A 14,164-nucleotide genomic window follows, 5' to 3' on the forward strand; every position below is an offset into this window, starting at 1 on the left:
GCGGAGACATGATGAAAAACAGCCGATCGCCGGAAGCCCTCGTCGGGCGGCGAGCCGAGTGCGAAGCCCTCAACGACCTGCTGGCGGGTGTCCGGGGCGGTCGAAGCGCGGCCGTCCTGGTGCACGGTGAGGCCGGCATCGGCAAGACGGCGCTGCTGGAGTACCTACGGCGGAACGCGACCGGCTGTCAGGTCGGGCGGGCCACCGGCGTCGAGTCCGAAATGGAGCTCGCCTTCGGCGGACTGCACCAGCTGTGTGCACCGTTCCTGGAGCACGCCGACCGGCTGCCCGCCCCTCAGCGCGAGGCGCTCGCCACGGTGTTCGGCATGACCGCGGCGCCGCCGCCGGACCGTTTCCTGGTCGGGCTGGCGGTGTTGAGCCTGCTCGCCGAGGCGGCCGCGGACCGGCCGCTCGTCTGTCTCGTCGACGACGCCCAGTGGCTGGACCAGGTCTCGGCCCAGATCCTCGTCTTCGTGGCGCGCCGCCTCCTCGCCGAGCAGGTGGCGCTGGTGTTCGCGATGCGGGACCCGAGCGCCGGCCACGCGCTCACGACCCTGCCGCGGCTCGAGGTGGCGGCACTGAGCGGCTATGACGCGGGTGTGCTGCTGGACTCGGCGTCCCGGGGACCGCTCGACGAACGGATCCGGGGCCGGATCCTGGCCGAGGCGCGCGGGAACCCCCTTGCCCTCCTGGAACTGCCACGGACCCTGACCGCGGCGGAGCTGGCCGGCGGGTTCGCCAGTCCCGACGCCCGTCCCCTCGCCGGCCAGCTGGAAGAGGGGTTCCTCCGCCGCGTCCGGTCGTTGCCGGCGGAGACCCAGCGCGTGCTGCTCATCGCCGCCGCCGAGCCGGGCGGCGACGTCGCGTTGGTGCGGCGGGCCGCGCGGCACCTGGACATCGCGGCGGACGACGCGGCGGCCCCCGCGGAGGCGGCCGGGCTCCTCACTTTGGACACCTGGGTCCGGTTCCGGCACCCGCTGGTCCGGTCGGCGGCCTACCGCGCGGCACCGACCCGTGACCGCCAGGCCGTGCACCGGGCGCTGTCGGAGGCGACCGACGCCCAGGCCGACCCGGATCGGCGGGCCTGGCACCTGGCCTGCGCCACCGCGGGGCTCGACGAGTCCGTCGCCGCCGGGCTGGAACGGTCGGCGGACCAGGCGCGGGCACGCGGCGGCGTCGCGGCCGCGGCGGCCTTCCTCGCCCGAGCCGCCCAGCTCACCCCCGACCCGGCCCGCCGCGGTGCCCGATCGCTGGCGGCGGCCCACGCCAAACACCAGGCCGGCGCCTTCGGCGAGGCGCTCACGCTGCTGGACGCGGCCGACCTCAACCCGCTCGACGAACTCGCCCGTGCCCAGTCGACCCTGCTGCGCGGCCAGGTCATGTTCGCCTCCCGCAGCGCCAGCGCCGGCCTGCCGGTGCTGCTCGACGCGGCGAAACAGCTCGAACCGCTCGACGCCGGCCTGGCCAGGGAGACCTACCGCGACGCGATCTACGCCGCGCTCACCGCGGGCCGGATGCCGGGCGACGAAGCCATCGAAAAGGTCGCCAGAGCCACGCTCACCATGGCCCCCGCGCCGGACGCGACGCGAACCGGCCTGCTCCTCGAAGGCCTGGCACGGATGACCGTCGAGAGCTACCCGGCCGGCGTGCCGCTGGTCCAGGAGGCACTGACCGCTTTCCGGGACGCGGAGCTCGCCGACGAGGAGGCGCTGGGCTGGCTCCCCCTCGCCTGCCGCATGGCGCACGCCGCCTGGGAGTTCGACACCTGGTCCGTTCTCTCGGCCAGGCTGGTCGAGCTGGCCCGTGGCACCAGGGCGTTGTCCGTGCTGCCGTCGGCGCTGCTGCTACGGCTGTCGAACCGGGCCTACGCCGGGGACCTCACCGAGGCGGCCGCGCTCGTGGCCGAAGCCACGGCGATCGGCGAGGCCACCGGCAGCGGTTTCTTCGCCCACTACGGCGTGCTGGTGCTCGAACCGTGGCGCGGCGGCGAGGCCGAGACGCGCCGGGTGATCGACGTCATCACCCACGACATGCTCCTGCGCGGCGAGGGAAAGGTGCTGACCGCGACCGGCTGGGCGGCCGCGGTGCTGAACAACAGCCTGGGGCGCTACGAAGAGGCGTATGCCGCCGCCGGGCGCGGTTCGGCGTACCCGCAGGAGCTGGGGCTGTCCATCGGGTCGACGGTCGAGCTGGTCGAGGCCGCGATCCGGACCGGCCGGACTGCGGACGCGACCGAGGCGGCCGCCAGGATCAGCGGGCTGGCCCAGGCAAGCGGTACCGACTGGGCGCTGGGCACCGCGGCGGGAGTGGCCGCGCAGGTGAGCGACAGGCGTGCGGCCGACGAGCTGTACCGCGAGGCGGTCGAACGGCTCGACCGGGCCGGTGTGCGGATGGAAGCCGCCCGGTTCCGGCTGCTCCACGGCGAGTGGCTGCGGCGCGCGGACCGCCGCGACGACGCGCGGGAACAGCTCGGCATCGCCCACGAGCTGCTGACCGACATCGGGGCCGAGGCGCTCGCCGAGCGCGCGCGGCGCGAGTACGAGGCGACCGGAGCGACCGTTCGCCGTCCGGCCGTCCCGGCGCCGGCGACCCTCACCCCGCAGGAAGCACAGATCGCCCGCCTGGCCGGCGAGGGGCTGACCAACCCGGAGATCGGTGCGCGGTTGTTCATCAGCCCCCGCACCGTCGAATGGCACCTGAGCACCGTGTTCGCCAAGCTGGGCATCACGTCACGCCGGCAGTTGCGCACTTCGCCGGCCGGCGAAGTCAGCTGACGGGCCGCGCGGTCCAGCCGAGCACGGCCCAGGTCGCCAGGAGCACGCCGGTCAGCAGCGGCACCGCGTCGCCCACGGCGATGCCGAGGAGGACCAGTGGCCCCGCCGCCCACCCGGCGTACCGGTGCAGCCGTCTCACCGCGTCGCCGCCGAAGGAACGAAGCTGTTCGGCCAGTTCGGGATCTTCGGCCTTCATGCTTTTCTCGATGGCCCGCAGAGCGCGGTGCTCCTGGCGGTTCAGCGCGCTCATCGCGGTGTCCTCTCAGGACGGACGACGGCGACCGGGCAGGGTGCGTGGTGCAGCACCGCGTGGCTGACCGAGCCACGCGCGGTCACGCCGGTCCGGCCGTGGGACCCGACGACCACCAGCCGGGCCGCGGCGGCGGTGGCCTGCTCGATCACCGCGTGGGCGGGCCGGTCCCGCACGACGACGCGCTGCACCACGACATCGGGGTACTTCTCGCTCCAGCCCGCCAGCCACTCGGCGAGCAGCGGATGTTCGGCGGTCTCGACGTCGTCCCAGCTCAGCAACGGCACCAGGCCGGCGTCGAGCGCGCTGTCGGTCCAGGCGTGCACCGCGATCAACAGCGCTTCGCGCAGATCCGCCGTCCGGAAGGCGAACTCCAGTGCCGCCTCGCCGGACTGGGAGCCGTCGACGCCGACGACCACCGGACCATCGCTTTCGGACGGCTGTTCCCCGCGCACGACGACGACCGGGCAGTCCGCGTGCGCGGTCAGTCCGGCGACTCTGCCGAGGCCCCGGTCACCGACGACGAGCAGCGCCGCGCGACGCGATTTGGCGATCAGCAGCGGTATCGCGTCCTGAGCGCGGGTCACCACCTCCAGCGGAGCCCCGCGGCGCGCGGCTTCGCGTGCGGCCCATCGGGCGGCGTCGGCGGCCGATGACGACCCGTCGATGCCGACGACGACAGGCAGGTTTCCTTCTGGCCGATGTCCCATCTCACGCTCCTGTCCCAAGTCGACAGCCAGGACCGGACCGAGGACCGTGTTTGTGACATCAGTGGGCGGCAGACGCCTCGCGGAGCTGCTTGCGCGAGTCGACACCGAGCTTCGTGAACACCTTGCGCAGATGCCATTCGACGGTGCGGGGGCTGATGAACAGCTCGGCGCCGATCTCCGAGTTCGTCTTCCCCTCGCCGGCGAGGCGGGCGATCTGGGTTTCCTGTGCCGTGAGGACGTCCCGTGCCCCGGCCGTGCGCCGGCGTACCGACTCACCGGTGGCCAGGAGTTCGCGGCGGGCCCGTTCGGCGAAGGCGTCCGCGCCGAAGCTGCGCAGCATCTCGTGCGCGGTGTGCAGGTGTTCCCGCGCGTCGCGGCGCCGGTTCTCGCGTCGGAGCCATTCGCCGTACACCAGGTGGGTGCGCGCGAGATCGACGGCGACCCGGCTGTGGGCGAGCCGCTCGACGGACTCGCGGTACAGGCGATCCGCGGTTGCTCCGTCGCTGAGCAGGGCCGTCGACCGGGCCAGCACCCCGAGGGCCCAGTCCGTTCCGCTGGCGGTGGCGCGCTCCTCGAGCCGGCGCAGCGCGGCCGCGGCCGCTTCGGGGGCATCGGCGCGAGTGCCCGCCTCGACCAGTTCGGCGAGGGAGAACCCGAAGATCCCCAGGTCTTCGTGCTCGCACGCCTGTTGCGCACTGGACAGCGCGGCCCGGTACTGACCGAAACTGTTGTACAGCAACGCGTTGAAGTAGTGACGCGCAGCGCTCGCACGGCCCTCTTTCCAGGTGCTCGCCCATTCGGCGCCGGCCTCGAGCACCGCGTGCGTCGTGGCATCGCCACGCCACGCCCGGAGCATCAGCCGGGCGTAGGCGAGGTGCGAGTTGCCGGTCACCTTCAAGATCGCGTTGTTCTCCTCGACCAGAGCCGCGGCTGCCTCGAACTCTCCGGCATGCACATGCACAACCCCGCGGTAGTTGAGGGCCAGGGGCAGGAAATTGAGCGCGCCGTTCTCGCGTGCCCCGCGGACGGCGTGGGTGGCCAGTTCGTGCCACGTTTCGTCGTCCCACATGTCTGCGGCCGCCAGCCAGGCCAACCAGTGCCAGCGCATGGTCTCGTCCGGTTTGTCCCCGGCCTCCTTCCGGAACGTCACCAGGGCACGGTGCAAGGACGGCGCACCCTGGACGTAGCCGTCGGCGAGCCGCGCTGCCAGGCCGTCGAGCAGGGTGTCCACCAGCCGGGGTGGCTGCGGTCCCGGCGGGCTGGCCCGGGCGGCCTCGGCAACCTTCCGCAGTGCGCCGGGTTCGCCCAGCCGGCCGGCCGAAACCGCTGATCCGATGGTTTCGAGGTACGCCTCACGCGCTCGTCCGTCGCCGGCCCCCGCCAGCTGCCCGGCCGCGTCGAGCAGCAACGGCATCGCTTCGCCACCGCGTCGGCGCGCGAACGCGATCCGGCCGCGGAGCCAGGCCAGCAAGCCGTGCTGGACCTCGTCAAGTGGGCCGATCTCCGCGGCGGCGATGAGTTCCAGCGCCGCGTCGGGATCCCCGGCCTCGAAGGTCGCCTGGGCCGCGGCCACCGCTCTCGCACCGCGCCTGGCCGGATCGGGCGTCAGTCCGGTCGCCCGCCGCAGGAACGCGGCCGCGGCCGCGACCCCGCCGCGAGCCTGGGCCTGGCCGGCGCACCGCTCCAGCTCCCCCGCCACGTCCTCGTCCGGTTCGGCCGCCGCCTGGGCGCGATGCCAGGCCCGGCGTTCCGCGTCGGATGCGGGATCGGTCGCCTCGGCGAGTGCCCGGTGCACCTCCCGGCGTTCGAACGGGTCCGCCGCGCGGTACACCGCCGAGCGCACCAGCGGATGCCGGAACCGCACCTGCGTACCGAGCTCGATCAGCCCGGTCGCCTCGGCCGCCGCCGCGGCATCCGCACCGACGGCGAGCCGCTCGGCCGCTCGCCTCAGCAGCGACAAATCGCCCACCGGCTCGGCGGCCGCCGCCAGCAGAAGCCGTCGCGTCGCGGCCGGAAGCGACGCGAAGCGACGCAGGAAGCTCTGCTCGATCTGGCTCGCCAGCGGCCGCGCGTCCGGACGTCCGAAGCCGCCGGCCAGCTCCCCCGCCGTCAGCCCCTTCGGCAACTCCAGCAGCGCCAGCGGATTGCCTCTGGCCTCGGCGACGATCCGGTCCCGCACCCGCTCGTCGACGCGGCCGAGCAGCACCGAATCCAGCAGCGCCCGCGCATCGCCGTCACGCAGGCCCCCGACCACCAGCTCCCGCAGCCCGACCAGCGGATCCTCGCCCGGGCCGAGCGTCTGTGCCCGCACCGCGAACACCAGCGTCACCCGTTCGGCCAGCAGCCGGCGCGCGACGAAGGCGAGCGTCTGCGCGGACACCCGGTCAAGCCATTGGGCGTCGTCCACCACGCAGACGAGTGGCTCGTCCTCCGCGACCTCGGCCAGCAGGCTGAGCACTGCCAACCCGACCATGAACCGGTCCGGCGCGCTCCCCGTGCTCAGCCCGAACGCGACGGACAGCGCGGCCCGCTGCGCGTCCGGAAGCCGATCGAGCTCCCCCAGCATCGGCACGCACAGCTGGTGCACCCCGGCGAAGGCCAGCTCCATCTGCGACTCGACGCCGGCGGCGCGCGCGATCCGGCAGCCGGCCGCGTTCGCCACGAGGTGTTCCACCAGCGCGGACTTGCCGATGCCCGCCTCGCCGCGCAGGACGAGCACCTGGCTCCGGCCCGACCTGGCGTCCGCCAGCAGCCGATCCAGCGCCGCACACTCGTCACGCCGGCCACGCAGCCCGCGCCGGGAATCGCTGCTCGAGATCACCAAGCGAACTGTAATGCCATGAGGGGCACCCTCATGGGTCTCGCTCAGGGGGCCGGGAAGCTCACCCGGTAGAGATCGCGGAGGTCGACCATCCCGACCAGCCCGTGATCGTCGACGACCGGCAGGTGGTGGACACCCTGGGACACCATCAGCCGGGCCGCGTCCTCGGCGGTGGCATCGGCTCGCACGGGCACCAGGTTCGTCCTGGCGACCTCGCTGACCCGGGTGTTCTCCAGGTTCCGGCGGTGCGCGACCGCCCTGGTGATCTCGGCGTCGGTGATCATGGCGACGGGCACGTGGGTGTCGTCCGTCACCACCACGAGCGCGGGATCGTGCCGGTGTTCGATCACGTAGGCGGCCGCGGCGAGGTGGGCGCCCGGTTCGATCATCGTCGGCTGCCTCATGACTTGCCCCACGGTCTGGAGCCCGGTGTGCGTGCTCATGACGACTCCGATCCTTGGCGGTGGAAGGGGCACCGGCCATGGTTCCGGTGCCCGCGGTCACTCGGAGGACCGGCCGGCCGCCGGATTCGTGACACGGTCCCTGGTCGTGCTTCCCCCGGGACTCACCCGGGCGCGACCAGGGGCCGCACGGGACGACGGTGGATCCATGCCCCCACGAGACCAGCACAGTCCGAAGAGGACGATCGCGTTCCTCTCCATTGGGATGCACGGGCGGATCAACCCGACCCTGCCGGTCGTGGCCGAGCTCGTCCGGCGCGGCCACGCCGTCAGCTATCACACTTCACCCTCGTTCCGCGCGGAGGTCGAGGCCACCGGCGCGACCGTGTGCCTCTACCCGGGAGGTGACCGTCCACTTCCCGACCCACCGACGCCGGCGAGGCTGGTGGCGGCGCTCGCCGGCGCCGCCGTCGAGCTGCTGCCCGCCGTGCTCGCCGACCTGCGAGCTGGCCAGCCCCGGCTAATCGTCCACGACAGCGCCTGCCCGTGGGGTGCCGTCGCCGCCCGCGAACTCGGCGTGCCGGCGGTGTCGTCGTTCACCACGTTCGCGTTCAACCGACAGGTGCCCAGCCCCACCCGCGGGTCATGGGGCCTGCTGGCGGCGTCGCGGCCCCACGACCTCGTGGGCTACCTGCGGGCGCGTGGCGAACTGCACCACCGGTACGACACGCGTGGGCTGCCGCCGGTCGACCTGGGCAACATCCGCCAGCGCCGCAACCTGGTCTTCACCTCGCGGGCCTTCCAGCCCGCCGCCGAAGAATTCGACGAGTCCTACCGGTTCGTCGGTGCGAGCATCGGTGCCCGCCCGGCGGACCCGGCGTTCCCGCTCGACCGGCTGCGGGAGCCGGTGCTGTATGCCTCCCTGGGCACCATCTTCAGCACCGCGCCCCGGTTGCTGCGCGCCTTCGCCACCGCCCTCGCCCCGTTGGGCGGCACGGTCGTCGTCTCCACCGGCCAGACCGATCCGGCCGCGCTGGGCCCGTTGCCCGCCACCGTGATCGCCCGCCGGTTCGTGCCGCAACCGGAGGTACTGGACCGCGCAGCGCTGCTCGTCACCCACGGCGGGATGAACAGCGTCAACGAAGCCATGTACGCCGGAGTGCCGATGCTGGTAGTCCCGCAGGGCGCCGACCAGCCGGTGGTCGCCGCTCGGGTGACGGAACTCGGGGCCGGCCTGTCGATCCGCACCGAGGACGTCACCGAGGACGCCGTGCGTGCCCTCGCGCGACGCCTGGTCGGCGAACCCCGGTTCCGGGCCGCCGCGACCACCTTGCAGGCGGCCCAGCACGAAGCCGGCGGCTACCGGCGTGCTGCCGACGAGCTCGAGCCGTTCCTGCACGCGGCCCAGCGCAGGGCTGCGTGATGTCCCCCGCGATCGTCGTCCTGCTGCTGCTCGCCGGGTGCTCGGAGGCCGCCGGGCGCATCCTGCCGCTCGTGGTGCGCCGGCCCGGGCTGTCCCGGACCGCCGTCGCCGGGTGGCTGCTGGCCGGTGGCCTCGTCGAAGGTGCCGTGTTCGCGTTGTGGCCGCTGACCGCGTGGACGCTGGCCGGGGCGGCGCCGTCGTCGTCAGGTGCGTTCCTGTGGACACCGGGCCTGCTCGCCCCGCTGACGCTCACGGCCGTCCTCGCCTTCCCCATGCTCGGACCCCTGCTCCACCTGCTGCTCTTCGCAGGCGTCGGCGCCGGGCTGGCCGGACCGCTCGCCGCGGCCATCGGACTGGGCTGGTGGCCCGCCACCGGGTGCCTGGCGGTCGCCGGGACCGGGCTCGCGGTCACGGTGGCGGCCGTCCGGCGGCTCGTCATGCGGATCCCCGCGACCGAGGTGGCCGTATGAACGGCTTCCTGCTCTGGGCGGGCGGATTCGGGCTGGTCCTGCTCGCCGAAGGCCTGCTGGCCCGCTACGAGGTCCTGACCTACGGCGCCGGCTGGCGCGCCCCCACGACCGAACTCCCCGAGGACGTGCCCCTCGCCCGGGGCGCGGCCCTCGACCGTCCCCCGGCCGCCTATCTGGTCTACCTGGACGGCATCGGGAAACGCCGCGCCCGCGACACCCGGGACGGCGGGCGGCTGGTCGAGGCCCTGCTCGCCGGCGCGCCGGAACTGCGGGTGCTGGGTCAGGTGCAGCCCTACTCGCCGCTGGGCGAGCCGCTCGCCGACCGGCCGGTGTGGGTATGGCTGCGCCGTCACGCCGGGCTGATGCTGTTCCTGCACAACGTCATGCAGACCTTCGTCGCCGCCGACCACCGCTACCGTCCGCTCTACAACCGGGCCATCGGCGCCCAGATCGCCGCCCAGCTCCGGCACGCCGGCTACCGGCGCGGCACCGGCGTCCCGGTGGTCCTGCTCAGCTACAGCGGCGGGGCCCAGGTCGCCACCGGCGCGGCCGGCGAACTGCACACCCGGCTGCGTGCCCCGCTGCTGCTGATCACGCTCGGCGGGTTTCACAACGGCACCGGCGATCTCACCCGGGCCCAGCACCTCTACCGGCTCACCAGTGCGAGTGACCGGATCGAGCGAACCGGCACGTGGATCTTCCCCCAGCGCTGGCCGCTGGTGCGTGGCAGCGCTTGGAACCGGGCCCGCCGCGCCGGGAAGATCACCGTGTGCCGGCTCGACCCGGCCACGCACGTCGGGCCACGCAGCTACCTCAGCCCGACCGCTCTGCTGCCCGACGGCCGCAGCCATCTCGACCGCACCGCCACCACCGTCATCGCGCTCGTCCGCGCCTTCGCGTGCGGCCGCCGATCGCCCCACAGAACAGGAAGGCCGTGATGGGCATGTCCGACGTCAACGTCGTTTCCGCGACGGTCGATGCAGCGGAGGATTTTCAGAGCGTCCGGCCCCGCCTGTTCGGCATCGCCTACCGGGTGCTGGGCCGGGCGGCCGATGCCGAGGACGTGGTCCAGGAGGTCTGGATCCGTTGGCAGGGCACAGACCGGGCGCGGGTGCACGACCGGGTCGCGTACCTCGTGAAGGTCACGACGAACGTCGCGCTCAACGTCGCTGTCTCTGCCCGGTTCCGCCGCGAGATCGCCGTCGGGGATCAGCTGCCGGAACGAATTCCCGGCACCGAAGACCCGACGCAGGCGAGCGAACGGCTCGAAGACCTCCAGTACGCCGTCCAGTTGCTGGTGCAATGGCTGTCTCCGGCCGAACGCGCCGTCTTCGTGCTGCGGGAGGCGTTCGGCTACCGGTTCGGCGAGATCGCCGAGACGCTCGCGATCAGCAACGCCAATGCGCGCCAGCTGGCCCGGCGAGCTCGCGCACACCTCGCCGGCCGACGAAGCGAACCGGTCCAGGCGGTGGAGTGCGACCGCCTGGTCCGGGTCTTCCTCGACGCCGCGCAGGACGGCGCCGTGGCCCGCCTCGAGCACGTCCTGCGCGACGACGTCATCACCGGCTCCGCGCGCTCCCCTCTCGCGGCCGCGGGATGACCGGTGCGGCTTCAGGTCCGGTCTTCGGGTGGCACGTACTCGAAGGCCGGGCCCGCCGTCGTCCGCCCGTCACCGCTGGGCAGCTTCATGAGCGCCACCGCCTGCGCTCGCAGCGTGAACATCACGCCGACCGCCTGCTTCACCTGGCCCGGTTCGCCGTTGAAGGACTGCTCCAGCAGGTAGAGCAGGAGACTGTAGGTCTGGTTGAACTCCTCCTGGGCGACGCGGACCGGGCTGCCTTCCGGGTAGTCGCTCGTCCGGGGGTTGGGCCGCATCGGCAGCACCCCGTCCCGGTCGACGGCGATCTCCTCGCCGGTCGGCCCGGTCTGCGGGGTATCGCCGGGCTGGAAGCGGCGGCCGGCGCGGAGCTCCTGGACGCGGTAGAAGTGCGCGACCTCGTCGTGATCGGGGTGGTAGACGTCGCGGTCGCCGTCCCACACCTCGGTGCGCGCGGCGCCTTCACCCTGTTCGACGATTTCCGCCAGCGCCGCCAACGCGGACTTCAAGTCGTGGACGGGGATGATGGTGCCGCCGCCACCGCTGAAGTGGCCCTCGCCGAGCTGCCGCTCCGGGGCGCCGCAGAAGACCTCGGCTTCGCCGATTTCTTCGCAGAGCACGTGAAAACCCGCCTCGATGGCGGCGTAGAACTGCCCGATCGTCCGGTATTCGTCCGGTTGGGGCGGCGCGTCCGCCGAGGCGGGCCGCTCGATGCTCAGGAACAGCTCCAGGGCCTCGGCACCGAACGGGGCGAGGTGGACTTCCACCGACCGGTCGCCGTGGGGCAGCGGATGCGGATACGGCGGCAGGAGCTCGGGGGTGTCGAGCCTGGGCGAGCCGCCCACCGCGTTCAGCAGGTTCGCGGCCAGTGCCAGGTGCAGCATCTCTTCGGTGAGCACGGTGCCGAGCACGTGCACGGCCTCGGGATTGCGGGCCGGGTCCAAGGAGTACAGCGCACACATGTACGGGGGAATGGTCGCGTGCTCGAGCTCGATCGCCCACTGCAGATGGCGCCGGAGATCGTCGATCGTGCCGATGGCGTGCGTGTCCGACATGGAACCTCGATTCTTCAGTTCGGTTTCGACTTCGGTGTGACGGCGAAAGCGGTCAGCAGGGCACAGCCGAGCGCGATGCCCGCGACCACGACGGCCACGCCGAATCGCGGCGCGGCGAGGGGCAGCAGCAGGACGACGGTGACGCAGGCCAGAATCGCGACGGGACGGACCACGGGCTCCGCCACGATGGGCGAGTGGACCAGCCCGAGCATGACGAGGAACAGGGCGGCCGAGCCCGCGACGGCGTAGCTGATCGCGAGCGGTGACGCCGAAATGCCGTGTCCGGTGTCCTCGACGGCGACCTCGAGACCGGCACCGAGTGCCGCGAGCGCCGTGAAGATCCCGTAGTGGCCGTAGCCCCACAGGTAGGACCGGTCGCGGCGATCGTCGAGCCCCGCACCGGCCGGTTCCAGGAAGTACAACCACCAGAGGGCGAAGAGCAGGACGAGGCCCGCGACCGCGATGGTGATCAGCGGACCGCTGAGCTCGGCACTCTCGAGCGCCCCTCGGACACCTCTGCTCGCCGCGAGGACGCCCTCGCCCAGCAGGATGATCGTGAACAGCCCGTAGCGCTCGGCGATGTGGTGCGGATGCCAGTTCGTGGACCCGGTCCGTTCGGCCCACCGCGGCACCGCAAGTTCCAGGACGACCAGGACGGCGAACAGCGCGGGCAGGAGGGCGGGCGGCACAACCCCCGTCTCGGCGAGCACGAGGCGTGCCACCCAGCACACCTGCAGGAACGAAATGCCCGCGGCGTAACGCAACGCGGTCCGCCGGCCCGCCGTGTCCTCGACACCCGCCCGCAGCCATTGCGCGACCAGCCCGATCCGCATGAGGACGTAGCCGGCCGTGACGGCACGGTAGTCGGAACCGGCGGCGGCCGGCACGCCCGCGGCGAGGACCAGCACCCCGGTCATCTGCACCATGGTCAGCAACCGGTACGCGACGTCGTCGGTGTCGTACGAGGACGCGAACCAGGTGAAGTTCATCCACGCCCACCAGATCGCGAAGAAGACCTGGAGGAAGCCGCCGAGCGCGGCCCAGCCGTGCCCGTCGGCGATGCCGTGCGCGAGCTCGTCGGTAGCCGCCGCGACGGCGACCACGAAGATCAGGTCGAACAGCAACTCGAGCTGACTCGAACTGCGGTACGGCTCGTCGATCGGACGCGCGCTCATCCGGACCCGGATCCGGATCCTGCTCTCTGCCGGCACCGGTTCGCTCCTTCGGTCGGTCTTGCCCCCAGGACCGGGCACGGTCCCGATCCGTGACACGCGGGGAATTCCGCCGTGGCTGTCACGCCAGCGGGGGCTGCCCGGTCCTAGCCGACGAACCAGTCGTCACGGAAGGATTCGCCATGACCAGCACCACCTGGCAGAACGCACTCACGATGCTGCAGGAAGTGGAACCACCGTCCATCCCGGCCGGCGCGCACGCGATGACCGTGGTCATCGAGTACCCGCCGGGCGACCGCGGCGCACCGCCGCACCGGCACTCCGGCCCGGCATTCGGCTACGTGGTGGAAGGCGAGATGCGGTTCGAGCTCGAAGGCGAGCCTGAGCGGATCGTGCGCGCCGGCGAGGCGTTCTGGGAGCCGGGCGGCGACGTCATCCACTACCAGGACGGCAACAACCGCGACGACATCCCGGTCCGCTTCGTCGTGACGATGCTGTGCCCACCCGGCGGATCGATGATCACGCTCGTGGACGAAGACGAACTGGCCCGGCGCCGCGACCGCCGCGCCCCTCGGCCGGCCTGACCGGGACACCAGGGAGCAGCGATGAGCAACCCGGACGATTCCTTGCACGGACTCGAAGTCGAGATCAAGGTGGAGCTGGCCATCGCGGAGTCGGGTCGCGAGAAGGTCTCCGACACGCCGCCCACCGAGTGGCTGTCCGATCCGGTGGACGAAGAACGCTACGAAATCGGCCTGCATGGTCTTCTCGACGCGGTGACGGTGGTGGAGGACGCCACGTCTCCGAACCCCGGAGGTGGGTATTCGTGAACCAGCCGATCGACGCCTGGCAGCGGCGCTCGCCAGCGGGATTGGCGATGTACATCGGACCGCCGGCCGGGTTCGTCGTCGGCGGTCCGGCTACGTCAACGACGCTTGCCGAAGTCGATCACTCGGCGAGAACCCAGGAGGCTGGCCGATTTTGTTGCGTAGCCCAGCGGTTCGAGGCCGTGCAGAGGACCGCAGAGCTTCCCGGCGGTCATCCACTGCGATGTCGGCGCGGACGGTCTTCGTCAACGAGTTGATCAAGGTCGTCGTCAACAAAGTGGAGTCCACGAACCCATGCGCGGCCAGCACGCGCGGCGGCGACGGCCGGGAGCCTCGATGCGGCATCAGATTCGGTCTCGACCACCTCCCGGACGGTCTTCACCACCATGTCGGTGATGTCGGGCCGAGCCTGAGGCACCGGCTCGATCTGCGTGAGCAGAGCCGACGCGGCGCGCCGCTGCGCTGGCCGCGCTCACCTGGGCGATGACCTGGTTCAGGGGCGTCGCCGTGGTCATCACCGCCACCACGGTGCCCCCTGGGGCGTCGCCGGGCCGGACGCCCGCCACGAGATCCTCAACGAAACCACCCGCGCCGAAATCACCACCGCCATGCTCGACCGGCTCCGCACCCACCACCTCACCACCACCTGATCCCGGGCCCGTCC

Annotated in this window: 14 protein-coding genes; 8 read left to right on the plus strand and 6 right to left on the minus strand. The window is 72.5% G+C overall.

Annotated elements, in window-relative coordinates; all coding sequences use genetic code 11:
• The first annotated feature begins 11 nt into the window (after nucleotides 1-11).
• Nucleotides 12-2,774, plus strand: coding sequence for a helix-turn-helix transcriptional regulator (locus A3CE_RS0108335; protein ID WP_211231823.1), 2,763 nt, complete (start codon nucleotides 12-14; stop codon nucleotides 2,772-2,774).
• Here the strand turns inward: A3CE_RS0108335 and A3CE_RS0108340 are convergent.
• From A3CE_RS0108340 to A3CE_RS0108355, 4 genes are read right to left on the minus strand one after another with little or no spacing between them, the layout of a single operon-like run.
• Nucleotides 2,767-3,024: a DUF3040 domain-containing protein gene (locus A3CE_RS0108340; RefSeq protein ID WP_020639620.1), complete on the minus strand. Its 258-nt coding sequence runs from the start codon at nucleotides 3,022-3,024 to the stop codon at nucleotides 2,767-2,769. The two genes, A3CE_RS0108335 and A3CE_RS0108340, sit on opposite strands and share 8 nt — an antisense overlap.
• Entirely contained in the window at nucleotides 3,021-3,734 is a 714-nt protein-coding gene (locus A3CE_RS0108345; protein WP_020639621.1) for a universal stress protein, read from the minus strand. Before A3CE_RS0108345 ends, A3CE_RS0108340 begins: the two co-directional genes overlap by 4 nt.
• 58 nt (nucleotides 3,735-3,792) lie before the next feature.
• A complete protein-coding gene (locus A3CE_RS0108350; RefSeq protein WP_020639622.1) occupies nucleotides 3,793-6,555 on the minus strand; it encodes a helix-turn-helix transcriptional regulator in 2,763 nt (920 codons plus the stop codon).
• 44 nt (nucleotides 6,556-6,599) lie between these two features.
• Nucleotides 6,600-6,998, minus strand: coding sequence for a CBS domain-containing protein (locus tag A3CE_RS0108355; protein ID WP_020639623.1), 399 nt, complete (start codon nucleotides 6,996-6,998; stop codon nucleotides 6,600-6,602).
• A gap of 166 nt (nucleotides 6,999-7,164) precedes the next feature.
• Between A3CE_RS0108355 and A3CE_RS0108360 the strand changes: the two genes are divergently transcribed.
• Genes A3CE_RS0108360 through A3CE_RS50465 form a run of 4 tightly spaced genes read left to right on the plus strand, consistent with a single transcriptional unit; the run spans nucleotide 7,165 to nucleotide 10,449 of the window.
• Nucleotides 7,165-8,379: a macrolide family glycosyltransferase gene (locus tag A3CE_RS0108360; RefSeq protein WP_125591688.1), complete on the plus strand. Its 1,215-nt coding sequence runs from the start codon at nucleotides 7,165-7,167 to the stop codon at nucleotides 8,377-8,379.
• Nucleotides 8,379-8,849, plus strand: coding sequence for a hypothetical protein (locus A3CE_RS0108365; protein WP_026468289.1), 471 nt, complete (start codon nucleotides 8,379-8,381; stop codon nucleotides 8,847-8,849). The genes A3CE_RS0108360 and A3CE_RS0108365 overlap by 1 nt, the downstream gene beginning before the upstream one ends.
• On the plus strand, nucleotides 8,846-9,787 hold the full coding sequence (locus tag A3CE_RS0108370; protein WP_020639626.1) for a hypothetical protein: 942 nt from the start codon (nucleotides 8,846-8,848) through the stop codon (nucleotides 9,785-9,787). Before A3CE_RS0108365 ends, A3CE_RS0108370 begins: the two co-directional genes overlap by 4 nt.
• Nucleotides 9,787-10,449, plus strand: a complete 663-nt coding sequence (locus A3CE_RS50465) for a sigma-70 family RNA polymerase sigma factor (protein ID WP_020639627.1) — start codon at nucleotides 9,787-9,789, stop codon at nucleotides 10,447-10,449. Before A3CE_RS0108370 ends, A3CE_RS50465 begins: the two co-directional genes overlap by 1 nt.
• Before the next feature lie 11 nt (nucleotides 10,450-10,460).
• Here A3CE_RS50465 and A3CE_RS0108380 read toward each other — a convergent pair whose 3' ends face one another.
• Both A3CE_RS0108380 and A3CE_RS0108385 read right to left on the minus strand, forming a co-directional pair.
• Nucleotides 10,461-11,501, minus strand: coding sequence for a ferritin-like domain-containing protein (locus tag A3CE_RS0108380; protein WP_020639628.1), 1,041 nt, complete (start codon nucleotides 11,499-11,501; stop codon nucleotides 10,461-10,463).
• A 14-nt stretch (nucleotides 11,502-11,515) separates the two neighbouring features.
• Nucleotides 11,516-12,712: a low temperature requirement protein A gene (locus A3CE_RS0108385; protein ID WP_043790751.1), complete on the minus strand. Its 1,197-nt coding sequence runs from the start codon at nucleotides 12,710-12,712 to the stop codon at nucleotides 11,516-11,518.
• Nucleotides 12,713-12,855: 143 nt separating this feature from the next.
• Here A3CE_RS0108385 and A3CE_RS0108390 point away from each other — a divergent pair, with 143 nt between their 5' ends.
• The 3 genes from A3CE_RS0108390 (at nucleotide 12,856) to A3CE_RS0108400 (ending at nucleotide 14,150) form a co-directional block, all read left to right on the plus strand.
• Nucleotides 12,856-13,257 carry a cupin domain-containing protein gene (locus A3CE_RS0108390; RefSeq protein ID WP_020639630.1) on the plus strand — a complete coding sequence of 134 codons (402 nt, stop codon included), beginning with the start codon at nucleotides 12,856-12,858 and terminating at the stop codon, nucleotides 13,255-13,257.
• 21 nt (nucleotides 13,258-13,278) lie between these two features.
• A complete protein-coding gene (locus tag A3CE_RS0108395; protein ID WP_020639631.1) occupies nucleotides 13,279-13,503 on the plus strand; it encodes a hypothetical protein in 225 nt (74 codons plus the stop codon).
• Between the two features lie 428 nt (nucleotides 13,504-13,931).
• Complete coding sequence (locus A3CE_RS0108400; protein WP_020639632.1) at nucleotides 13,932-14,150, plus strand: hypothetical protein; 219 nt, start codon at nucleotides 13,932-13,934, stop codon at nucleotides 14,148-14,150.
• Nucleotides 14,151-14,164: the final 14 nt, after the last annotated feature.

Origin of the sequence: Amycolatopsis balhimycina FH 1894, assembly GCF_000384295.1 — a bacterium.
Lineage (GTDB): Bacteria > Actinomycetota > Actinomycetes > Mycobacteriales > Pseudonocardiaceae > Amycolatopsis > Amycolatopsis balhimycina.

What these genes read in the sequence shown, in the direction of transcription:
- A3CE_RS0108395 (WP_020639631.1), top strand. Translation starts at nt 13,279, where the DNA reads ATGAGCAACCCGGACGATTCCTTGCACGGACTCGAAGTCGAGATCAAG.
- A3CE_RS0108380 (WP_020639628.1), bottom strand. Translation starts at nt 11,501, where the DNA reads ATGTCGGACACGCACGCCATCGGCACGATCGACGATCTCCGGCGCCAT.
- A3CE_RS0108335 (WP_211231823.1), top strand. Translation starts at nt 12, where the DNA reads ATGAAAAACAGCCGATCGCCGGAAGCCCTCGTCGGGCGGCGAGCCGAG.
- A3CE_RS0108360 (WP_125591688.1), top strand. Translation starts at nt 7,165, where the DNA reads ATGCCCCCACGAGACCAGCACAGTCCGAAGAGGACGATCGCGTTCCTC.
- A3CE_RS0108340 (WP_020639620.1), bottom strand. Translation starts at nt 3,024, where the DNA reads ATGAGCGCGCTGAACCGCCAGGAGCACCGCGCTCTGCGGGCCATCGAG.
- A3CE_RS50465 (WP_020639627.1), top strand. Translation starts at nt 9,787, where the DNA reads ATGGGCATGTCCGACGTCAACGTCGTTTCCGCGACGGTCGATGCAGCG.
- A3CE_RS0108365 (WP_026468289.1), top strand. Translation starts at nt 8,379, where the DNA reads ATGTCCCCCGCGATCGTCGTCCTGCTGCTGCTCGCCGGGTGCTCGGAG.
- A3CE_RS0108370 (WP_020639626.1), top strand. Translation starts at nt 8,846, where the DNA reads ATGAACGGCTTCCTGCTCTGGGCGGGCGGATTCGGGCTGGTCCTGCTC.
- A3CE_RS0108355 (WP_020639623.1), bottom strand. Translation starts at nt 6,998, where the DNA reads ATGAGCACGCACACCGGGCTCCAGACCGTGGGGCAAGTCATGAGGCAG.
- A3CE_RS0108345 (WP_020639621.1), bottom strand. Translation starts at nt 3,734, where the DNA reads ATGGGACATCGGCCAGAAGGAAACCTGCCTGTCGTCGTCGGCATCGAC.
- A3CE_RS0108390 (WP_020639630.1), top strand. Translation starts at nt 12,856, where the DNA reads ATGACCAGCACCACCTGGCAGAACGCACTCACGATGCTGCAGGAAGTG.